This window comes from Pantoea sp. SGAir0180, from assembly GCF_043546245.1.
Genome location: NZ_CP028071.1, coordinates 1,883,079 through 1,905,355, shown reverse-complemented (window position 1 = coordinate 1,905,355; position 22,277 = coordinate 1,883,079). Strand labels below are relative to the sequence as shown.

Sequence of the window (22,277 nt, the reverse complement as noted above, 5' to 3'; positions counted from 1 at the left end):
GTCTACAAATGGTGGTTTTTTTAAACCAGCGGTTTTGTTAGCCACTGCTCGATGGTAATTAAGGCCAGCCGCATGGGCTGTGCATTACGGGATAGCTTGCTCTGTAAACTTGCACCCAGCCAGAGAACATACAGCAGTTCAGCCAGTTGCTCCGGAGGCGAGGGTAGAGATAAATCCTCTTCGTGCTGTGCCTGCGTCAGCGCCTTAGCATAGGCGGCGATAACGTGGCTGGCTCCCTGCTGCAAGGCTATGCGCATAGGCTCTGACAGGTCGCAGACTTCGGCTGATAATTTTACGCTCAGGCAGCCCACAATATTGCCCTGCCGTTCAAACAGATCGAGCGCATGGCGAAAATGGGCCAGTAATCGCTCACCCGCCGATCCCGCAGGCTGGAAGAGCTGCTGCTCAAGGTTCTGCAGGTAACGGACAAAGTACCGCTCAAGCAACGCCACGCCAAAGGCTTCTTTAGAGGGAAAATAGTAATAAAACGATCCCTTAGGGATCTGCGCCTGGTTCAGTAGCTGGCTCAGGCCCATGCCGGTAAAGCCCCGTTGCAGACAAAGCGATTCGCCTGTCGTCAGCAGGTGTTCCCGGGTTTCATTACGTTGCGGCATCTTATTCATGGGGTTCATCCTGGTAGACCAATCGGTCTAATGCAAACTTTTATCGCGCGCCAGGCACGCAGTGTTAAATTGAAGGTGATTTAGAATGAATAAATTGTTCAAGTTATGATTATTTCTTGCACAAATGCCGGACTCTGGCTTCAATAGACGTATCACCGTTTCAGTAGAGGCCGTTGTGGCAGAGCAGCTTGAGTTTTTTCCGGTACCCAGTCCCTGCCGGCGTATTTGCGAAACCGATTCACGTGGCTACTGCAAAGGCTGCCTGCGCAGCCGTGAGGAACGTTTTAACTGGCTGCAATACAGCGACAGTCAAAAGCGTGAGGTGCTCCGCCTCTGTCACCAGCGCCGTTTGCGCCTGTTACGTCAGCAGCACAAAGAAGAACCGCAGGAACCGCAGCAACCCACCTTATTCTGACCGCATGGTGATTTCCGTTATACTCCCTGACACACATTCAGCCTCAAGGCCACAGGGAGAACACCATGTTACAACCGCAAGCCATCGCGCCACAGGGTCCCGACTTTTCACCGCTGATTATGGGCTATTGGCGTTTGATGGAATGGGGCATGACACCACAGCAGCTGGTGGGGTTTATTGAGCACCATCTTTCACTGGGCATTTCGACGGTCGATCATGCCGACATTTATGGTGATTACCGCTGTGAGGCCGCATTTGGTGAGGCGCTCAGACAGGCCCCGGGATTACGTGATCGGCTGCAGATCGTCACCAAGTGCGGTATCGCGACCCGCGCAAAACCTGAACACCAGATTGGCCATTACATTACGGAAAAAGCGCATATTGTGGCCAGTGCCGAACGCTCGCTGGGACATTTCAATACCGATCGCCTTGATCTGCTGTTGATTCATCGCCCCGACCCGCTCATGGCGGCCGATGAGGTTGCCGAAGCCTTTCTGCACCTGCATCAGGCAGGCAAAGTGTTGCATTTTGGCGTGTCCAATTTTACCCCCTCGCAGTTTGCCCTGCTGCAGTCTCGTTTGCCGTTTAGCCTCGTGACCAACCAGCTTGAGATCTCACCCGTTCAGCAACATGTTCTGCTTGATGGATCGCTGGATCACTGCCAGCAGCAGCGTTTGCGCCCAATGGCCTGGTCGTGCCTGGGAGGCGGACGTCTGTTCAGCGATCCGCATTTTCAGCCGCTGCGCGACGAGCTTGAAGCCATTCGTCAGGAGATCGGGGCATCAAGCCTTGAGCAGGTCGTCTATGCCTGGGTGATGCGTCTGCCGAGTAAACCCTTACCCATCATCGGGTCAGGCAAAACCCATCGCATTACAGAAGCGGCAGGGGCGGCCGGGCTGACGCTCAGTCGGCAGCAGTGGTTCCGCATCCGCAAAGCCGCACTGGGCTATGACGTGCCCTGAGCGTAAACATTCGTCAATTTGCGGCAATCTTTGCGCTACGGGGCCAGGCTTAAGCTGAACCCCAGAGCAAAAAGGAGCCACAATGAAAGTGAACGCAATTGCGATAGCGACGCTGTTAGCCTGCGGTGCCGCGCAGGCGGCCAGCGAACAGGTGACAATTCATGCCGTTTCGGCGCAGGGAATCGGCAATGCCATCGGCACGGTAAATATTGAAGAGACGCAATACGGTTTGCAACTGACGCCCATGCTGGAAGGACTGAAGCCGGGCATTTACGGTTTTCATGTCCATGCGAAAGGCAGCTGTGAACCCGGCGAATCGGAAGGAAAAAGGGTGGCCGCGGGGGCGGCAGGGGGGCATCTTGATCCGGCGAACACCGGCAAGCACCTGGGGCCTTATGCTGAGGGCCATTTAGGCGACCTGCCTGCGCTCTATGTCGATGCGCAGGGTAAAGCCACCTATCCGGTGCTGGCACCGCGCATTAAAACGCTGAGTGAGGTGAAAGGCAAAGCGTTGATGGTGCATGTGGGCGGGGATAACCATGCGGATCACCCACAACCTTTGGGCGGTGGCGGGGCACGGTTTGCCTGCGGTGTTATCTGACGCTGAGTGTCGCTGATGGCGGCAGATTTTGCCGCCATCACGGCTTTTCGCTTGTTGACAATTTGTTGTAGCATCATCGTCTTATTCCCCCCTATGATACTGATTCCCGTTACAAAGCCTGACAAACTGAGGAGCAGTGCAAATGAAATGGAAGGGCGCCTGGCTACTGTGTCTGTTGCTGGCAGGATGCGATAAACCCAATGATACGCAACTGATCACAGAAACAGGACGTGAACTGCAGCGCACCATTGATACCAGTTCAGCACGCCTTCGCTGCGAAGAGATTGCGAAGGGCCGTGAACGGCTCAGTCGGGATGTGCGGCAAAAGCTTGAAGCGCAGCATTGCCAGAATGTTCTGCGCAGCGCCACGGAAACCAATTTCACGGATACCACCATTTACCGGCACAACACGACAATGATTTGTGGTGGCATCCTGGGCAAAAGTTTTACGGGGTCGATGATTTACCGGCGTTTTATCTATTCACCCGACGAAAAAGCCCTGGTGATTGAGCCTGTTTCCGAAGCCGATAAAACCCGGTTCGAAGGGCAAAAAACCGTTCAGCAACTTCAGGATGATTTTAACCGGCAGCACCAGCAGTATTGCCAGTAATCAGTCGGGAATCGCCTGTTTCAGCTGCGCCAGTGAACAGCGCAACCGCCACAGCAGGCCGGCCAGGGTGCTGGCGTCGGCACTGTTGACACTAAGCGCCTCTTCTGTGAGGCCCTGAAGCGCGTCCAGCGCGGTGTCCAGGTGGCGATGCTGCACACCGTGTAAGCTCATAATATTCTGCAGATTGTGCAATGCTTCGCTCCGGTACTGGTTCAGTATCGGGGTGTCTGTTTGCCAGTCACGCAGTTGCCAGACGAGATGGGAACAGTTAAGCAGAACGACGCCCCAACGCAGTAGCCAGACGCGCGCCGTTTCATCTTTACTGTTACTGAGTTGACCAATTTTATGATAAATCAGCGACTCAAAACGGTTTTGATCCCGGTGGGGATGCTGACGAAGCTGATCCAGAAACGCCAGCCTCAACGCCTGGATATGGCGACGGCTGCGGCGTGAATCGGAGCTGGGACGCAGGATCTGGAAAGCCAGCCAGGCCAGCAGCACACCGCAGACTTTCGCTATGTTATCGTTCACGAACCCCTGATAATCCCAGTCGGGCGGATTGGTGACGGCCAGAAACGACCCCAAAAAAACAATAAACTGGCCCCACATCGCCGCCCGCTGTTTTTGCTGTACCCGGAACAGTTGTAGCGTCAGCAGCAGCGGAAACAGGATGGCCAGCAGTTGCCACAGCTGATTAAACTGCACCATCACACCAAATTTAAACAGCACGCTAAAAGCAAACAGCCAGAGCAACGTTTTCAGTAACAGCGTAATGCTGCCTGTGGGCGAAGGGGCCGAGGCGTAAAGGACACAGGCAATCGCCGTAAACGTCAGGGCCGAGGCGCCCGAGGTCCATTGTGTCGCGATCCAGAATGCGCAGCCTGCCACGATGATGCTGAATGTTCGTAGCGCACTCCAGCTGGCTTCGGCGCTGTCACTTTCGCTGGCCAGCGCAGACACTGCAGGCGGTTGAAAGCGGGTATCGGCATCAGCCTGTTCCAGCTGCCTTATCCAGCGCAACACATTGAGGTACATCCAGCAGAAGTAGCGCAACCGCTGACAAAACGCCCGTTGCCGGTAATCACCATCGCTGGCAGGGGTGATGCTGCGTAACAAAGCTGCCAGCCGGTACTTATCACAGTCCGGTTTTGCCAGCTCCTGCATAATGCGTGTTAAAGCCTGATACAGCGCTTCCGGCGCATCTGGCCAGTTCAGCAGCATGCGCCGCAGGCTGGACAGGACGCTGGTCAGACGAAGCTGCTGATGCAGGATATAGTTCAGAACGTTATTTTGGCGACGAAAGCGGTAATGGCTCCAGAATGCCTGGATACGCAATAAATTCATGGTCAGGATCTGGCCAATCACCGCTTCGTGAGCGTGACGGATCTCGTCGTTCCGGGTGTCCTGCAAGAGCAGCGTGGCGTGATCCAGCAGACGCGTGTGCATCTGCTTCAGGGCGGTGATCAGGGCTTCACCGTCTGACGTACTGGGCAGGATCATCATCATTAAACCCGCACAGAGCAGCCCGGAAATCACCTCACAGACGCGCGCCTGGGCAATGTCCCACAGGCCACTGATATCGGTCAGATTGACACAGCTAAAGGCAATGATCGCCGCAGTGTACCCGGCCAGCGAAAACCCATAGGCGACATTATTTTGATAGTGGTTGGCCACCCAGGTACACAGCGCCAGCCAGCCTGCGATAAAAAAGGCAAACAGCCAGGGTTCATTAAGCGTATGGCCCGCAATCAGCAAGGCGGCCGTTGCCCCCAGCAGGCTTCCAACAATACGTCCCAGACTCTTACTGATCACACCGCCGATTGTCGGGAAGCTTACCACCGCAGCGGAGGTCATGGCCCAGTAGGGTTCGTTAAGATCCAGTCCATAGGCAATGCTCAGGGCCAGGCACATGGCAGTCGCGTTACGCAGAGCATAACGCCACTGATTGCTGTCCGCTTTCAGCCAGGGCAGGTTTTGCCAGGCCAGTCCGTTGAGGTTCATGGTTGTATCGTAATCGTGCAGGTCGTACCGGCGATTAACAGAGCGTTATCCGGGAGAGCATCGAGACGAATGCGTACAGGAACACGTTGAGCAAGGCGCACCCAGGGCACGTTCGGCTTGATATCGGGCAGCAGCCCACTGTCGACGTCCAGACTCTGATCGTAAATCGCGCGCCCTATGCTCTCAACCTGACCGGATAACTGCCGGCCCGTACTGTAGAGCGTCACTTGCGCGGCCGCACCCGGACGAATATGGCGCAATTTGGTCTCTTCAAAGTAGCCCACGACATAAAAAGCGTGACTGTCCACCAGCGCAAAAAGCGGAGTGCCAGCCGTGGCGAAATTGCCGGGACGTAGGGTCAGATTGCTGACCCAACCGTCCGTGGGGGCGTTCACGGTGGTTTGCTGTAAATTCCATGCGGCCTGTTCACGCGCGGCCTGCGCGGCCTTGACGTTGGCCTGCGCCGCCGCTGCATTCAGTCGGGCGACATCCAGATCTTCGCCCGAGATGGTATTGCGCGGCAGTTTACTGCGCCGGTTGAATTCATTTTGGGCTTTCGCCATATCGGCCTGCGCCTGACTCAGCTGTGCGTCGGCTCTATGCAAAGCGATTTGCCAGGGCACAGGATCCAGCGTCAGTAACCGATCCCCTTTATGTACAAACTGATTATCGACCACGTTCAGTGCCGTGATCCGTCCCGAAATTTGCGGGGTGATCGTGACCAGCTCGGCACGTACTTTGCCGTCGCGCGTCCACGGTGACTGCATGTAGTAGTTCCAGGCCCACCAGGCGCTGAGAAGCGCCAGCGTGAAAACAATCAACGTAGAAAAGTACTTTAATCCTGAAAGGTTCATCTTTTTCATCCGTGCGCCATTAACCAGAGTGCGCCTGTTACACACAACACAAACAGCGAGAGATCAAACAAGGTGGGATGCCAGACCTCACCCGACGCAAGCCAGCCGCGCAGAAGCGGGTGGATAAATAACCAGAGAACAAAACCGGCCAGCACCGCTTTAAACAGAGGAGGGAAATAGAGTGAGGCGCCGAAAATCAATTCGGAAAGCGGGCTGATGCTGAAAAATCCTTGGCGAATGATATCCATTGCAGTGCAGTATCCTGGAACCTGTGCGTGAAACAATTTCAGCCGAAACTGTTCACTTGGTTATTTGTAATTTAAACTTCGGGCTTGCAAAATGCTATACAATGCAGCTTGATAGCTGCGTACATACATTATAAGGAGATAGCATGGATACCCCTCTCGGCACGGATCTGTCCAGGCTGGTGCGAATCTGGCGAGCACTGATTGATCAACGTTTGAAGCCGTTAGAGCTGACTCAAACGCACTGGGTAACACTGCACAATATCCATCAACTGCCGCCTGAGCAGTCGCAAATCCAGTTAGCGAAAGCCATTGGTATCGAGCAGCCTTCTCTGGTCAGAACCCTGGATCAACTTGAGGAGAAAGGGCTGATTACCCGGACCACTTGCGCCCACGATCGCCGGGCCAAACGCATTAAGCTGACACAACAGGCAGAGCCAGTCATTCAGCAGGTTGAACACGTGATTGATATTACCCGGGATGACATTCTCTCCGGTATCAGCCGCGACGAAATCAACCAAATGGTGACGCTGATTGCGCGTCTTGAAAAGAATATTCTCGAACTGCAAAACAAAGAGAAATAAGACCGACGCGCAGTGCGACCGGCACCGGCGTCGGTTGGTCACTGCGTTAACGCGGAGAAACGGTAACCTGACTACCGTCGGTGGCCAACGCAACACGTTGTCCGACTGAATAACGGCTGGCTGCCTGTTTCTGCACCACCATAATGGTGTTGCCGTCATCCTTACGGATTTCCAGCTCAACGCCGTCAGTTTTGTTCATTGCGCCTTGTACGCCCTGACCTGCAACGCCACCCAGCACCGCGCCCCCCGCTGTTGCCAGGCTACGTCCTGCACCACCGCCGATGGTATTACCCAGGAATCCACCCAGTACAGCACCGCCAATGGCCCCAATGATGTTGCTGTCGTCTCCACCCTGGATTTTAACCGGGCGAACTGAGACTAAGGTACCGTAAGAAACACTTTGTACCTGCTTGGCCTCACTGGCACTGTAGGTATCGCCCGATAACGTATCGGTATTGCTACAGCCCGCCAGCATCGCACCAGTCAAAGCGACCACAATTAAACGCTTAATCATTTGAAACTCCTTTATTCAAGAATGCGCCATCTCTATCGCGAAATCCTGTAAACAGTATAAGACAGAAACCTGGCGAATTAACCTTCTGCGGAATAAAACTTGGCTGTCGACAGCATAGACCGCAAATTTTTAACAATGATTCAATCAATCATAAAAATATCCAGGACGTTAACCACCAGACAGTTTGTTGATTTAAAACAAAGTAATCATGGATTCAGGGCCGATATTTTGTCAGGCTACAGGCAGCGTATTCACTTTTTCACCCCGATGAAAGGAACGGCTATGAAATCAGGACGCTACATTGGCGTGATGTCGGGTACCAGCCTTGATGGGGTCGATGTCGTGCTGGCCGCCATCGACGAAAATATGGTGGCGCAGCAGGCGAGCTATTGCCATCCCATGCCGCCCGACCTGCGCCAAAGCATTCTGGCGATTTGTCAGGGCCAGGCAGTGACGTTGTCGCAACTGGGGCAACTGGACACGCGACTGGGCCAGCTATTCGCTGACGCAGTATTGACGCTTATGCAGCGCGAGGCGCTGGAGATGAGCGATGTGGTGGCGATTGGCTGTCACGGTCAAACGGTATGGCATGAGCCGCACAGCGCGGCACCCAATACCTTACAAATTGGCGATAACAACCAGATAGTGGCGGCAACAGGCGTGACGGTGGTCGGGGATTTCCGTCGGCGCGATATGGCTCTGGGTGGGCAAGGCGCGCCGCTGGTGCCTGCCTTTCATCAGGCCCTGCTGATGGATGCCACGGAACGGCGCATGGTGCTGAATATCGGCGGTATTGCCAATCTCTCCCTGCTGATTCCGGGACAGCCCGTGCGCGGCTTTGATACCGGGCCGGGCAATATGCTGCTGGACGCATGGATATGGCGTAATCAGGGGAAAGCCTACGATAAGGACGCGAACTGGGCGCGAAGCGGTAAGGTCAGTCCTGCGTTACTGGAAGCGCTACTGCGTGAACCCTGGCTGGCGCGGGTGCCGCCCAAAAGTACCGGACGTGAACTGTTTAATCTGGGCTGGCTTGAACAGCATTTGCGCCACTTTCCCGGCATCGCTGCTCAGGATGTGCAGGCCACGCTAAACGAGTTTACCGCCGTGACCATTGCGCAACAGGTGCAACTCAATGATGGCTGCGATCGGTTGCTGGTATGCGGGGGCGGCAGCCGAAATCCGTTGCTGATGGCCCGCCTGGCGGCGCATCTGGCCGGAACAGAAGTCACGACAACCGATACCGTCGGGATTAATGGTGACGATATGGAAGCGCTGGCGTTTGCCTGGCTGGCTTACCGCACGCTGTCTGGTTTGCCGGGCAATTTACCTGCGGTGACCGGGGCGCGGGAGAAAAGCATCATCGGGGCGATTTATCCGGCGAATCCGCGCTTTTACCGCTGAGAGAAAGGGGACAGGTTTGTCCCCTGAGCAGAAGGCGCGTAAAACAGCATCAGGCCACGCCGGGCAGGTGCGTCAGTTTACGCACGCCGGTAATGACGGTGGCGACGATCGTTTCACGTCGTGTAATGACTTCAACCTGGTAGTATTTGCTGCGATAGGCAATTGAATAGATAACCGGATGGTATTTATTTCCCTCACCATAGCGGGACATATGGGCTTCAAGCGCGCGCGAGGCGGCTACGATATGGACGGGTTCTTTATCACCGCGGATGATTTGCTTCATTCAGTTCCTCAAATGCTGTACCTGTGGGGCGCGCCTGAAGACGGCGCGTGACTTCGGCCTTTAACACTGAACATCTGACTGCTTAACATCTTTGATAATTTAAAAACAGCGTGCACGTCGACTATTGCAATGCGATGACACAATCTGAAACGCGCTTCTAATATTTAGCAGCGCGTTTTCAGTCCGGCAAGGAAGAACGAAAAATTCACTTTCCTGCGGATAACCGTCTTATTTTAACTCAGGCCAGGTAACAGAGGAGACGCCGTTGACTTTCGGCCAGGAGAAAAGAAACCCCTGGAATTGTGAAACGCCGGCCGCTTCCAGCCACATCCATTCTTCGGGCTGTTCAATGCCCTCTGCAATCACGGTAATTTCCAGTGACGAACAACAGGCTAAAATAGCGTGCACAATAGCCTGCTTCGGGCCGCTTTTATGCACATTGCTGATAATGCTGCGATCAATTTTTATTTTGTCGGGCTGAATCTGCGTCAGTAAGGATAGCCCGGCATAGCCCGCGCCAAAATCGTCCAGTGCCACGCTGATGCCCGCTGCTTTGAGCTGTTTCAGCGCCGCTGCAAAGTCGTCAGGACGGGAAATGATTTCATTTTCGGTAAACTCGACCACGATCTGCTCAGGAACCAAATCGTGGGCGTAGATTTCAGTAAGCAGAAACGTTACGGCATCCGGCACCAGCACCAGCGACATGGGCAACAGGTTGACTGACAGCATAATGCCGTCTATCCCCAGCGCCTTCGCCTGTGCAAAAGCGATGCGTTTGGACTGCAGATCGTCGCGGTAGATGTTCTCCGGCGGGAGGCGTGAAAAGTAATCCTGTTGTGTTTCGCCCTGCGAGCCCCGAAGCAGGGCTTCCAGCGAGACGATTTTACGTGCAAGGGGATCGATAATCGCCTGAAAAGCAAAATTGACGCCTTCGTGATTAATCAGCGCGTCGTCACCTTCGCGCACTTCCTCATCATCACTGATAAAATCCCAGCTTTCCGCTGAGGGAATTTCAAAATAATTCTCTTTTTCCCGTGCTTCGACAAAGGTGCGCAAAAATTTAAGCGCTCTGTCTTCATAGGTCAGCTGATATTTGGTTGTGCCTTTTTCAAGCACGGCATTAAGCACAGTGGTTTTATCGTATTCACGCAGATCAAACAGCTCCATGCCCACGTTACCAAAACGGCGGGAAGGCGCATAATCCCGCATTAATTCCACAATATTATGGTGGCTGGTATCACGGCAGATACGTTCGTAAACCGCCAGTACATCATTCTCTGGACCTTCAAGAACCTGAAAAAAATGGGTGCCATTAAATAATAAGATGCCGGTAACGCTTGATGACTCATTAATTTTATTGGCTTTAGCGACCAGGCCTTCCAGCATTTTCAGTGGAACATGATCAGCGATGTGACTGCGATAGATAATTGTCGACAACATAACGTCTTCCAGATTCTTGTTCTTTTTACCGCACACATTGCCAAAACCCAGACCGGGCGGCCCCGAGCCTGCGTGAATCCCGTTGCAAAATGTGTTTGAGCCAGGCGTTTCCAGCATGGCGCAAGGAGGGTGCTTACCTGTGAGGTTCCGTTGTCACAGACGGGTTAATAGCGTTCAGATCACGCTGTCGGGCATCAACCGATTTGCTCTGGTTTTTTCTTTACCAGCGTGGTATCGCATCGTTTCCATTATATCAGTACTTCGACGTCCGGCGAGGAAATCCTGGTGTCTTTTTTGCAGTTTATGAACGGTTAATAAAGCGGTTTCTCTGCCTCAGCAGTCAGGTTACGCGAGGTAATCAAATTTTCTCTTTTATTGTCTCCTGCACGGGATTTAAAAAGGGTAGTGCCTTGATTTGGTATGTTTTTCTTAGCGGGAGGCCAGACGATAAGGCCGAACGTAATGATTAAGACGGCGAACCGAACTTTCCGTATAAACCGTTTTGTAAAACAGGATGCTGATACAACATTAACGGAAGGGCGAAGATAGGTTGCGAATAAATCTCAAAACCACCGTTTTATAATTGCCTGCGTAGTTTTAGGCATAATTCTCAGCTAGTGTTAATGACGCTACATTATTAAATAAAATCATACTTTGTTTTTTCTCACCTGATTGATACAGCAACCACCGGGGGCAGTACCATGCTTAAATCAAGCTACTATTATGTGTGTCCATACAACAGAAGCGGATGGATCATTCATAAAGAAGGCTGTGTTCATCTTTATAACAGCCGTGGCCGGGAATTTATTGGTTCACTGTATAGCCGTCAGCAGGCGCTGACAGTGGCAAAAATCCATCATCCCGAAGCGATTCTGTGTACGGTCTGTCTGAGCCACTATGTCTGTCCCACAGCCGGCAACCGTCTCACTTCCCGTGGCCGTCCGCTGCCGACACGACATACGCCAAAATCATCCTGAATAAGGCTGCGTGATAAAGCAGGGACTATGATGTCAGAAGGCGGAGGGCGCCGGTCAGCCCGACGTGAATGCCAGAAGTTGAAATGGCAGTTGCTGAACCCGTGAAATAACGGGCAGCGGCGCTGTCGTGCAGTCAATAAAAAAGCAGCTGCGAACAGCTGCTTAAGTCGGTTAAGCCTGTTTAGGCTGACCGTTTGAGGCGGTCAGGCCGCCATCGACAGGCAGATTCGCCCCGGTAATGTAGCGGGCGTCGTCGCTGGCAATAAACGCAATCGCATCAGCGATATCTTCCGGCTCCCCGGCGCGACGCAGCGGAATACGGTCGTAGAAGCGTTCAAGCAGTGCCTGATCGTTCTTAACGCCTTCGGTCAGGTCGGTAAACGTAAAGCCAGGACAAATGGCGTTGACCCGCACGCCATCGGTGCCGTAGTCCATCGCCAGTGAGCGGGTAAAATTGGTGATTGCGCCTTTCGCCGCGTTATACACACTCATGCCCCAGTCGCCGCCCAGGCCTGATACTGACGAAATGTTCACGACGTTGCCCCGGGTTTTCAGCAGGGCAGGCATAAAATAGTGCACGCAGTGGAAGACGCCGTCGAGATCAACGCTCATCAGCTTTTTCCAGTCAGCGAGTTCAATCTCGTGAATGCGGCCCTGCACGATGATCCCGGCGTTATTCACCAGCACATCAACGCGGCCATATTTTTCTTCAACGCGGCTTGCCAGGGCCTGAACCTGGTCGGCTTCAGCGACATCACAATCGGCAACCATATGGTCCTGACCCGACAGTTGTGCCGCGACCTTTTCCAGTTTATCCCGGGTACGTCCCACCAGCACAACAGACGCGCCTTCCTCCGCAAAGCGTTTTGCACTCGCTGCGCCAATTCCTGATCCGGCGCCTGTCACTACAACGATTTTTCCTGTAAATCTGGACATGTTGCCTCCTTAATGGCGTTGCTTTTCTGTTGATACGCGTTTAAGCCTGGCAGCCACCAGGCTCAGGTCAAGCGCAGCGCGTCCGGATGCGCAGAGTTTAACCTGAGCAATCGCGGTACGCGTTGCGCTAACGCCGGCCTACGGCCTTCTGAACAGCGCCATACTGCGGCCTTCCAGTTCGAAGTCCTTTTCCTTGGTAATCACCAGACCGCGTTTATCCACATCGCTGGTGGTCAGTTCCAGCACCCAGCCGCCGTCACCGAACTGCGGAATACGGAAGGGCACATTACCCTCGAAAGGATTAATTAACATCAGCACGTCATACCAGATTCCTTCCTGATTCTGCAGGTCGGGCCGACCGATATAAACGCCAAGGGTTGAGCCTTCATCCCACTGTTCAGCCTGTTGCAGACCGCCGCCCGCATTGAACCATTTAATTTCCATGCCATCGCGCCAGCTTTCGCGCCGCAATAACGGCTGGGTTTTACGTAAGGCGATAATGTGACGGGTAAATTCGCGTAACGCTTCGGCGGAAGGGGGCAGATTGTCCCAGTGAACCCAGGAAATTTCACTGTCCTGACAATAGCCGTTATTGTTGCCCATCTGGCTACGGCCAAACTCATCGCCTGCCAGCAGCATGGGCGTACCGTGCGAGAAAAACAGGGTGGCCAGGAAGTTACGCTTCTGACGCTCACGGACGGCATTGATGCCTTCGTCATCCGTCGGCCCCTCAACGCCATAATTGTACGAACGGTTATCGTTATGCCCGTCGTTATTGTCTTCACCATTGTCGGCATTATGCTTCTCGTTGTACGACACCAGGTCGTTCAGCGTGAAGCCATCATGCGCCGTGATAAAATTGACGCTGGCCCAGGGGCGGCGACCGCGCTGGTCATACAGATCGCCGGAGCCAAGCAACCGCGCCGCAAAGTCGGTAGAGACATTATTGCCTTTCCAGTAATCACGCACCGTATCGCGATACTGATCGTTCCATTCCGCCCAGCCCGGCGGGAAACCACCGACCTGATAACCACCCGGACCAATGTCCCACGGTTCCCCGATCAGTTTTAATCGGGAAAGCAGCGGATCCTGAGTAATGGCGTCGAAGAAGCCGCCGCGTGGATCGAAGCCTTCCGGTTCACGTCCCAGAATTGTACCCAGATCGAAGCGGAAGCCGTCGATATGCATGGATTCTGCCCAGTAGCGCAAGGAGTCCGTGACCATCTGCAACACACGTGGATGCGAGGTGTTGACCGTGTTACCGGTTCCGGTGTCGTTAATGTAGTAACGATGCTGGTCCGGTAACGTACGGTAGTAGGAGAAGTTATCGATGCCTTTAAACGACAGGGTTGGACCGAGCTCATTGCCCTCGGCCGTGTGGTTATAAACCACGTCCAGAATCACTTCGATACCGGCATCATGGAAGGCGCGCACCATATCGCGGAATCCCTGAATCCCACGCGGGCCGAAATAACGTGTGGCCGGGGCAAAAAAGTTCAGTGAGTTATAGCCCCAGAAGTTTTTCAGCCCTTTATCCAGCAGGTGTTGATCGTCGGGAAACCAGTGCACCGGCAGCAACTCGACTGACGTAATGCCCAGACTTTTGATATAGCCCACCGTCGACTGATGGCTCATGCCATCGTAGGTGCCGCGCATCTCCGGGGGTAACGCCATGTTCAGTTGGGTGAAGCCTTTCACATGGGTTTCATAAACGATGGTTTCTGACCAGGGAATCTGCGGCCGGCTCTGATCCTGCCAGTCAAATTCGTTCGGATCGATGACGCGACATTTCGGCGTAAAAGGCGCACTGTCGCGATCGTCAAACGTCAAATCTTTATCGTCGTGATACAAATCATATGCGAAGTGCGCCTCATTCCAGGCGATATCTCCGGCCAGTTCGCGCGCATACGGATCGACGAGTAATTTGTTAGGGTTGAAGCGGTGACCATTTTCCGGGTCGTAAGGGCCATACACCCGGTAGCCATAAAGCGCACCTGGCTGTAAACCCGGCACGTAACCGTGCCAGATCTCATGCGTAAACTCTGGCAGCTCCAGACGGGCAATCTCCTGCTTGCCGCTGGGATCATAAAGACACAGCTCTACGCGTTCTGCATGCGCAGAAAACAGCGCAAAGTTGACGCCTTGCCCATCATAATTTGCCCCAAGCTGATGGGCCGATCCCGACGTAATTTCAAAACGATGATTTGACATCTGTCCCTCTCAATTAACGAACCCAGTAACGGCGTTTTAGTCCTTGTACCAGCCTGTTTCTAGCAAGCTAACAGTGCCAGTGCCCAAAAGTTATTTAACCTGTCCAGCGCAATATGGTCGGTCAGGGTGATTTCCTCGCCGCTCAGCAGATCGCGGTAGCGTCGATGCGCCAGCGCCTCAGGCAGCGGGATCGCGGTGTCATCCCAGCGTCCGGCAGGCGGGGACGTCAGCGTCTGTAGCGTGTTAAAAATCAATCGCGGCGTAATCACAATAATCGCCTCGTCACCCTGCGTGCGGGCAAACGCCAGCAGCGCGTCCTCATGGGCGCCCTGTGCCGTCAGCGGCAGGTACGCGCCCCGGGCAAAGAGCGCGGGGTGCGACTGCCGGGCGTTCAGCAAGGCCTGCGTGGCATACTGGTTCACGTGACCACTGAGCCAGCCCTCAGGCGTATCGGGCAGCGCGGTGATGCCAGCATGCAGCATCTTGTCCAGCGCCGCGTAATCGGGCTCACGCCGGTTGTCCGGATCGACCAGGCTGAAGTCCAGCGCTTCACTTCCCTGATAAATATCCGGCACGCCGGGTGCGGTAAGTTTGATAATTCGCTGGCTCAGACTGTTTATCAGCCCGGCCTGAATAAACGGCTGTAATGCGGCGACAAAATCCTGCAGAAAAGCCTGATTATCAGGGGAGAGCAGATGATGAGCGTAATCCAGTACCGCCTGTTCGTAATCCGTATTGTTTTCCGTCCAGTCGGTACGCAGCTTGGCTTCACGCAGGGCTTTTTCAACGTAGCCGGCAAAGCGCTCGGCCAGGGCGGCCAGTCCGGCCCGATCATCCGGTTGCAACGTCGGCGACCAGACGCCCGCCAGTGCCTGAAAGAGTAGCCATTCCACGGTGGCTTCGGGTGCCGGACCCTCCGCAAGCGAGCGGACCGCCGGGCGATTCAGCTCACGCCAGCGCGCGACGCAGGCTGCCCACTGCTGCGGTGCTTCTGTCAGGGTATAGAGACGGGCACGGGCATCTTCGCCACGCTTGGTATCATGGGTTGAACTGGCGGAAAGAGCATCGGGCTGGCGCGCAAGGCGGTCCTGCATTTCCTCATGAAACTGCGCCGGTGAAAACTGCGCCTGCAGCGGTTCTGCGCCCACTTCATTCAACGCCAGCGCCATGTTTTGACGATAAAACAGCGTGTCTTCGATGGATTTCGCCATCAGCGGGCCGGTCAGTTGCTGGAAACGTGTACGGAAGCTGTCTGCCTGCCCGGTCACCGCATGCGCCACATCACCCTGCATAATGCGCAGCAGGAAATCCAGCGCGTGGCTGTCCGGTGCATGAGCTGATGCCTTGACGTCTGCGGCGACCGCCTGTAACCGTTGCTGGTCATCGGCGGTCAGGCCCTGCGTATTGCCATAGGTACGATAAACCGGAAACGCCACCAGCAGCTCACGCAGCGCGTTGCGCAGATCGTCCGGGCGCACGGCGACGTTTTCATCTTCGGCAATAGCCGTGGCCAGCTGCAGCAGACGTGAAAACTCGCCGGCAAAGTTACGGTCTGCCATCAGGCATTTCGTTTTACGCAGTTCCTCTTCCATCTGCACGTCAGCGCCGCTGACGTCTTCCCAGGCCTGACGCAGTGACCCAAGCGTTTTATTATCCACCAGCACATGAGACAACGCGCTAATAAATTCATAGCCCGTGGTGCCCGAGATGGGCCAGTCGGCCGGAAGGTGTTCTCCGGCGCCCAGGATTTTCTCAACGGTGAGATAACAATCTGGCCCGGCGGCCTGGCGGAGCTGCTCCAGATAGCCTTTGGGATCGGCCAGCCCGTCAACGTGGTCAACGCGCAGTCCGTCAACCGCACCGCTGTGTACGAGGCTCAGAATAAGCCGGTGCGCATCTTCGAACACCGCCGGATCTTCCACCCGCACGCCCACTAAACCGGTGACCTCGAAAAAGCGACGATAGGAGAGGTCGTGTGCAGCATTGCGCCACGACATCAGCCGCCAGGGCTGCTGCTCATGCAGTGCCGCCAGGTCGCCTTTGCCGCTGAGCTGGAGCACTGCTGCTTCTCGGCCCTCCCAGCTTGCCGGGGTCAGCGGATAATAGCTTTCGAAATAGGCCAGCGCGGGCTTGCCTGTATCGGGCTCGCGTTTCACGCTGATCTCGCCATTTTCCAGCACGGTATCGATATCGTCGCCCAGGAACGGCAGCGTTAAGCGCCGTGACCAGTCAATATCAAAGTAACGTGCATAGCGGCTGTCCTGACCATGCTCAAGGACGTCGCGCCACCAGCCATTTTCCAGCGAGGCCGCCATGTGGTTGGGTACGATATCAATAATCAACCCCAGTCCGGCGGCTTTCAGGGCGCTGACCAGACGATCAAAGCCCGCACGACCGCCAATGGCCGGATCGATCGCGTTGACGTCGGTGACATCGTAGCCGTGGGTGGATCCCTTTGTAGCGGTAAAAATGGGCGAGGCATAAAGATGGCTGATGCCCAGGTCTTTCAGATAGGGCACCAGCGCCGCAGCACGATCAAACGTCATACCGTTACGAAACTGAATACGGTAGGTAGCGGTTGGAATACTCATTTGCTGTCTCCCGCAGCCAGACGAACCACGATGGAATGTTGGGGCAACCGATCGGCCGCTTTCGGCCAGGCAAAGAGGGTTTCACCGGGCATTTCAGGCAGCGGCTGGGCCTGCTCACCTATGTTCAGCGCCATGGACAGTGTCCCCGCAGGAAAGGTCCAGCTCACGGCAACAAAGCCCTCGGCGGTCGCCAGCACCTGACCGCTGTGACCGCCTGCGGTGGCCAGCAGCGGGACAATGGACTGCTGTCGGATTGCCAGCAGTGACCGGGTCAGCGTCAGCCAGCGTTGGCCTTCCTCACTTTCCAGCTTGCGCCAGTCCAGCTTTGAACGCACAAACGTCGCTTCGTCGTTTGGATCGGGCACGCTTTCGCCCTCATGACCGGCATGGCCTTCAAACTCTTTTGCCCGGCCTTCACGCACGGCTTTAGCCAGATCACCATGAAAATCGGTAAAGAACAGGAAAGGGTGGGTTTCGCCATACTCTTCCCCCATAAACAGCAGCGGGATATGCGGTGATAACAGTAATGTCGCCAGTAGCACCTGTGTGCGTTCAGCGCCGGCCAGCGAAATCAGCCTTTCGCCCTGCGCACGGTTGCCCACCTGGTCGTGGTTCTGAATAAAATCAACAAAGGCCACAGGCGGCTGTCCCGTGCTGTCTACACCGCGTTTCTCACCGGACTGAACGGACACCTCACCCTGATAGACAAAGCCCTCGGCCAGCGCGCGCGCCACGCGTTTTTCAGGCTGATCGGCAAAGTCTTTGTAGTAAGCGTGCGTTTCACCGGTGGCGAAGACATGCACGGCATTATGGAAGTCGTCATTCCACTCCGCCGTAAACAGCGGCACGCCGCCGTTTTCCGTCCTGGGGTGCAGGAAAATGACGTTACGGCAATCTTCGGTGGTGAGGTGAATCTGGCGGTCAGGAATGTCCGCCCGGATCCGCTCAGCAATCTCCGTCAGCACGTGTTTGTCAGCGATATCCTCAATCTGATCGATGGCATCAAAACGCAGGCCGTCCAGACAATACTCCTGCAGCCAGAAAAGGGGCGCTTCCGCGATATAGCGGCGAACGGCGTCAACATCATAGGCAATACCCGCGCCCCACGGCGTCATGCGATCTTTGTGAAAGAAGTCGGGTGACAGCAGCGGCAGATAATTTCCGTCCGGACCAAAGTGGTTAAGCACGATATCGAGTACAACTGCAATGCCATAGCCATGCGCGGCATCAATAAACGCTTTGAAATCGTCGGGCGTACCGTAGGCGGCATGCGGTGCGTAAAGCAGCACGCCATCGTAGCCCCATCCGCGCTGGCCGCCAAACTGCGAGACCGGCAACACCTCAATCATGGTGATGCCGGTCTCAGCCAGATAAGGCAGTTTTTTAATTGCGGCCTGGAAAGTACCTTCTTCCGTGAACGTGCCGATATGCATTTCATAGACCACGCTTTCCTGCCACGGACGACCACGCCAGTCGGTGTTCTGCCAGCGATAGTGTGTCGGATCGATAACCAGCGACGGTCCACTGACATCATCCTGCTGCGCGCGTGAGGCGGGATCGGGGATAACGGTGCCATCGTTCAGCACAAAGTTGTACGCTGCGCCCGCCTGAATGCCGCTGGCATGATATTCAAACCAGCCGTCTTCGGCGGGTGTCATGGCACTATCCTGACCGCCCAGTCGCAGCGTGACCTGCTGCTGGCCGGTCGCCCAAACGCGGAAACGCACACTCCCGTCGGCCAGAAACTCCGCCCCCCAACTCTTACAAAATGCTGTCGATCCCATTCCGTTGCCTCTTTAATCAGAAAGTACGCAATAAGCACCCTCACGCTATCGGTCAGCCGAGGGTACGGGTTGAAAATGTTGTTAACGAGATCAGGCACCCAGGAGAGGGGAACGCCTTCATCACCTCTGCCTGCGTTACTATTCAGAAAGTGTTATGTGTCATACCGCTTCAGACGCCAGGCAGCGTCTGTTTCACACCATGCTTAAGCCCTAATCATAGACTACGTTGCCGCATTTACTGCGCGTGCCCGCCTTTGTACACGATTTATTCCTCAGCGAGGCTGATACGTACCGCCATCGGGCCCGCCCTGGTTTTCGCAGAATTTTATGGAAAATCAGATAAAACCCTGTGCCGTTATGCACAAAAAAACCGCCGTAAACAGCGGTTTCGCGGTCAAACAGGTGAATTTATGTGACGTTGTCACGATAACGTCAGCCAGACCCGAAAGCCTGGCTGACGCGCCATCAGGCCGGGATGGTTTCCGCCTTTTGGCTACGTGACCAGACGCGGTGTTCGGCCATAGCCGCCGTGAAATCATTCATCAGCGCGATTTCAGCATTGTCGGCTTCCACGATGCCGTCTTCCTGCTGATTCTCATCCAGGTCAAACTGCGCTTTAAAGCGACGCGCTTCCCCACTCAGACCAATAACTTTCAGGTGCTTGTACGCTTCCAGCAGGAAGTAGCGCGCATCACCGCTTTTCAGCAGCGCATCCATGTTGCCATCGGGGACGATCACGGCGTCGAACGTAAGGGAAGGCAGGCCGTTAAAGGTGGCATCGATGGGTAACTGTGATCCATCGTCGGCACTGACCTGGCCCATGTGCGCCGCCAGCAGTTTCGTATGCACGCCGGCCGTTTTCAGGTGTTGCAGGATATGCAGCACATCATCGGCGTTAACGCCCTCGCTGACTAACAGCGCCACCTGGCGGCCTTTGATATCCCCATCCGGGATCGCGTACAGGCTCAGGCTGTCATCTTTTTGCAGGCCGTTAACCTCTTTTGGCGCGGCGGTATTCAACTGGTCGTCGCTGAGCGCAATCCCCAGATTGGCGGCAACGCCCTGCGCCAGCGTGACGTCAATGCGCAGCAGATGATCGAGCACGCGCTCACGAATGTAAGGGCGAGCCACTTTACTCAGTTCAAACGAATACGCGCCAATAATATGTTGCTGTTCGATGGCAGTCTGGCTGTTCCAGAACAGTCGCGGCTGTGAATAGTATTCGCCGAATGAAGGGCTGCGTTCGCGCACTTTATGTCCTTCAATGCGCTCCTGATAGCTTTCAAAGCCGCCTCCTTTTGCCGCCGGTGGGGTTTCCCGTGGCCAGTTGTCATTGATCGAGTTCGGCTCGTAGTTGGCCGGATTGGTATCAATGTCCATCCGGTGCATGCCCTGACGCTGAAAATTGTGGTAAGGGCAAATCGGGCGGTTAATCGGAATTTCATGGAAGTTAGGCCCGCCAAGACGGCTGATTTGCGTATCGGTGTAGGAGAACAGACGGCCCTGAAGCAGGGGATCGTTGGTGAAATCCAGGCCGGGAACGATGTGACCGGGATGGAAGGCGACCTGCTCGGTTTCGGCGAAGAAGTTGTCCGGGTTGCGGTTCAGCACCATTTTGCCGACGCGCACCACAGGCACCAGCGCTTCAGGAATCAGTTTGGTGGCGTCCAGAATATCAAAGTCAAACTTAAACTCATCCTCTTCCGGAATCATCTGCAGGCCAAGCTCAAACTCAGGGAAATCACCCGCTTCAATCGCTTCCCACAGATCGCGACGGTGGAAGTCGGGATCGCGGCCTGTCAGCTTCTGAGATTCGTCCCACAGCAATGAGGCTTTACCGGCCAGCGGTTTCCAGTGGAAACGCACAAATGTGGCTTTACCTTCGTCGTTGATCAGGCGGAACGTATGAATGCCGAAGCCTTCCATCGTGCGGTAGCTGCGTGGGATACCGCGGTCGGACATCGCCCACATAACGTTGTGCAGGGTTTCGGGCTGCAGCGAGACATAATCCCAGAATGTGTCGTGCGCACTCTGGCCCTGAGGGATCTCATTGTGCGGTTCGGGTTTCACCGCATGCACAAAGTCCGGGAACTTATGCGCATCCTGAATAAAAAAGACGGGCGTATTGTTGCCCACTAAATCAAAAACGCCTTCCTCGGTATAGAACTTGGTGGCAAAGCCACGAATATCCCGCACGGTATCCGCCGAACCGGCACCGCCCTGTACGGTTGAGAAGCGCACAAAGACCGGCGTGATCTGCTCAGGCTCGCTCAGAAAATGGGCTTTGGTCACGTCCTTCAGCGAGCAGTAAGGCTGGAAGTAACCATGGGCGGCCGAGCCGCGCGCATGGACGATGCGCTCAGGGATGCGTTCATGATCAAAATGGGTGATCTTCTCCCGCATAATAAAATCTTCAAGCAGCGTCGGACCGCGTGATCCGGCGCGCAATGAGTTCTGGTCGTCTGCAATACGGGTGCCCTGGTTGGTGGTCAGCGCGCTGCCTGTGCCGCCTTTGCGGTTCACCTCCAGCTGATCCAGCTTTGCATTACGCGTCTCAGGTGCTTTAAGGCTGCCGGGCGCCGTTGGTTGTTTCCCCGGTGGTGTGGGTTCGGCAGGAGGCTGATGTGAACCGTCTTTGGGGGCTAATGATCCCAGGCCGGGCTGTGAGGATTCGGGGCCGGTGGTTGGGGCACGGTGATTCAGGGGCGTAGTAGATTTCTCATTCGACATGACACATTGCTCCAGCTTTTTTTTATACGACGTGAGGTGGCTGTAAATATAGAACACCTCACCGATTACGCCTGAAAATATTCTGTTTAACCGGTGCGCTTAAATATCGCACGGTGTGTGATGCCTGTTTTTTTATTTTCAGCAAAGCACAGGCGGAAATAATTTATTAGCGAAATTAAATGGCGAGTTTTTGATGATTTTTCTTTGTTTTTCATCTGGTTGATTGTTTTCTGTAAAGGCGGGGAAGGGCCGGGGTAATCGCCGCACGTTTATTTTTCATGCGGTATTTTCTGAAACAGGTCGCCTCTCGTGATTAACGCACGTTGCTGGCGATACGGTATTTTACGCATAGCGTTATACCGCTGCGCTTATTAAGATAAAGGGCGATGTGATTGAGTCAGACAAAAGACAAAGCAGAGCCGGTGATAGTGTGCAGAGCGGATAAAAGGGGAACTGACAGAGGAAAAGTGCCAGTCCATGGCGTCGTCCTTCCTTAAGGCGCCTTACTCAGA

Annotated in this window: 19 protein-coding genes; 7 read left to right on the top strand and 12 right to left on the bottom strand. The window is 54.9% G+C overall.

Annotated elements, in window-relative coordinates:
- Positions 1 to 20: 20 nt before the first annotated feature.
- A complete protein-coding gene (locus C1N58_RS08885) occupies positions 21 to 623 on the bottom strand; it encodes a TetR/AcrR family transcriptional regulator (protein WP_006118989.1) in 603 nt (200 codons plus the stop codon).
- 124 nt (positions 624 to 747) lie between these two features.
- Here C1N58_RS08885 and C1N58_RS08880 point away from each other — a divergent pair, with 124 nt between their 5' ends.
- The 4 genes from C1N58_RS08880 to C1N58_RS08865 all read left to right on the top strand — a co-directional run bounded on the left by C1N58_RS08880 (position 748) and on the right by C1N58_RS08865 (position 3,211).
- Entirely contained in the window at positions 748 to 1,038 is a 291-nt protein-coding gene (locus C1N58_RS08880; RefSeq protein WP_191091045.1) for a DUF1289 domain-containing protein, read from the top strand.
- A gap of 65 nt (positions 1,039 to 1,103) precedes the next feature.
- Positions 1,104 to 2,000, top strand: coding sequence for an aldo/keto reductase (locus tag C1N58_RS08875; protein WP_033741168.1), 897 nt, complete (start codon positions 1,104 to 1,106; stop codon positions 1,998 to 2,000).
- Positions 2,001 to 2,082: 82 nt separating this feature from the next.
- Positions 2,083 to 2,601, top strand: a complete 519-nt coding sequence (gene sodC, locus C1N58_RS08870) for a superoxide dismutase [Cu-Zn] SodC (RefSeq protein ID WP_394564808.1) — start codon at positions 2,083 to 2,085, stop codon at positions 2,599 to 2,601.
- Between the two features lie 142 nt (positions 2,602 to 2,743).
- On the top strand, positions 2,744 to 3,211 hold the full coding sequence (locus C1N58_RS08865) for a hypothetical protein (protein ID WP_039340576.1): 468 nt from the start codon (positions 2,744 to 2,746) through the stop codon (positions 3,209 to 3,211).
- On the opposite strand, the gene C1N58_RS08860 is transcribed toward C1N58_RS08865, so the two are convergent.
- From C1N58_RS08860 to C1N58_RS08850, 3 genes are read right to left on the bottom strand one after another with little or no spacing between them, the layout of a single operon-like run.
- A complete protein-coding gene (locus C1N58_RS08860) occupies positions 3,212 to 5,212 on the bottom strand; it encodes an FUSC family protein (RefSeq protein WP_394564807.1) in 2,001 nt (666 codons plus the stop codon).
- Positions 5,209 to 6,066, bottom strand: coding sequence for an efflux RND transporter periplasmic adaptor subunit (locus C1N58_RS08855; RefSeq protein ID WP_394564879.1), 858 nt, complete (start codon positions 6,064 to 6,066; stop codon positions 5,209 to 5,211). Before C1N58_RS08855 ends, C1N58_RS08860 begins: the two co-directional genes overlap by 4 nt.
- 5 nt (positions 6,067 to 6,071) lie before the next feature.
- Positions 6,072 to 6,314, bottom strand: coding sequence for a DUF1656 domain-containing protein (locus C1N58_RS08850; protein ID WP_006118996.1), 243 nt, complete (start codon positions 6,312 to 6,314; stop codon positions 6,072 to 6,074).
- Positions 6,315 to 6,457: 143 nt separating this feature from the next.
- Between C1N58_RS08850 and slyA the strand changes: the two genes are divergently transcribed.
- The gene (gene slyA / locus C1N58_RS08845; protein WP_006118997.1) at positions 6,458 to 6,895 is read left to right on the top strand and encodes a transcriptional regulator SlyA; all 438 of its coding nucleotides are present in this window, start codon (positions 6,458 to 6,460) and stop codon (positions 6,893 to 6,895) included.
- Positions 6,896 to 6,941: 46 nt separating this feature from the next.
- Here slyA and slyB read toward each other — a convergent pair whose 3' ends face one another.
- On the bottom strand, positions 6,942 to 7,409 hold the full coding sequence (gene slyB, locus C1N58_RS08840) for an outer membrane lipoprotein SlyB (RefSeq protein WP_006118998.1): 468 nt from the start codon (positions 7,407 to 7,409) through the stop codon (positions 6,942 to 6,944).
- Positions 7,410 to 7,691: 282 nt separating this feature from the next.
- Between slyB and anmK the strand changes: the two genes are divergently transcribed.
- Positions 7,692 to 8,813 carry an anhydro-N-acetylmuramic acid kinase gene (gene anmK, locus C1N58_RS08835; RefSeq protein ID WP_006118999.1) on the top strand — a complete coding sequence of 374 codons (1,122 nt, stop codon included), beginning with the start codon at positions 7,692 to 7,694 and terminating at the stop codon, positions 8,811 to 8,813.
- A gap of 49 nt (positions 8,814 to 8,862) precedes the next feature.
- Here anmK and C1N58_RS08830 read toward each other — a convergent pair whose 3' ends face one another.
- Together C1N58_RS08830 and C1N58_RS08825 are read right to left on the bottom strand one after the other, a co-directional pair.
- On the bottom strand, positions 8,863 to 9,096 hold the full coding sequence (locus C1N58_RS08830; RefSeq protein ID WP_006119000.1) for a DUF4060 family protein: 234 nt from the start codon (positions 9,094 to 9,096) through the stop codon (positions 8,863 to 8,865).
- 228 nt (positions 9,097 to 9,324) lie between these two features.
- Positions 9,325 to 10,536: a diguanylate phosphodiesterase gene (locus tag C1N58_RS08825; RefSeq protein ID WP_006119001.1), complete on the bottom strand. Its 1,212-nt coding sequence runs from the start codon at positions 10,534 to 10,536 to the stop codon at positions 9,325 to 9,327.
- 701 nt (positions 10,537 to 11,237) lie between these two features.
- On the opposite strand from C1N58_RS08825, the gene C1N58_RS08820 reads away from it, so the two are divergent.
- Positions 11,238 to 11,513 (top strand): hypothetical protein, encoded by a 276-nt coding sequence (locus C1N58_RS08820; RefSeq protein ID WP_033741176.1) that lies wholly within the window; start codon positions 11,238 to 11,240, stop codon positions 11,511 to 11,513.
- Positions 11,514 to 11,684: 171 nt separating this feature from the next.
- Here C1N58_RS08820 and C1N58_RS08815 read toward each other — a convergent pair whose 3' ends face one another.
- From C1N58_RS08815 to katE, 5 genes are all read right to left on the bottom strand, one after another.
- Positions 11,685 to 12,449 carry a meso-2,3-butanediol dehydrogenase gene (locus C1N58_RS08815; RefSeq protein ID WP_033741178.1) on the bottom strand — a complete coding sequence of 255 codons (765 nt, stop codon included), beginning with the start codon at positions 12,447 to 12,449 and terminating at the stop codon, positions 11,685 to 11,687.
- Between the two features lie 138 nt (positions 12,450 to 12,587).
- Positions 12,588 to 14,660, bottom strand: a complete 2,073-nt coding sequence (gene glgX / locus C1N58_RS08810; protein WP_394564806.1) for a glycogen debranching protein GlgX — start codon at positions 14,658 to 14,660, stop codon at positions 12,588 to 12,590.
- Positions 14,661 to 14,719: 59 nt separating this feature from the next.
- Positions 14,720 to 17,251 (bottom strand): malto-oligosyltrehalose synthase, encoded by a 2,532-nt coding sequence (treY, locus tag C1N58_RS08805; protein ID WP_394564805.1) that lies wholly within the window; start codon positions 17,249 to 17,251, stop codon positions 14,720 to 14,722.
- Positions 17,248 to 19,035, bottom strand: a complete 1,788-nt coding sequence (treZ, locus tag C1N58_RS08800; RefSeq protein WP_058701998.1) for a malto-oligosyltrehalose trehalohydrolase — start codon at positions 19,033 to 19,035, stop codon at positions 17,248 to 17,250. The genes treY and treZ overlap by 4 nt, the downstream gene beginning before the upstream one ends.
- 465 nt (positions 19,036 to 19,500) lie before the next feature.
- On the bottom strand, positions 19,501 to 21,765 hold the full coding sequence (katE, locus tag C1N58_RS08795) for a catalase HPII (protein WP_394564804.1): 2,265 nt from the start codon (positions 21,763 to 21,765) through the stop codon (positions 19,501 to 19,503).
- Positions 21,766 to 22,277 lie beyond the last annotated feature (512 nt).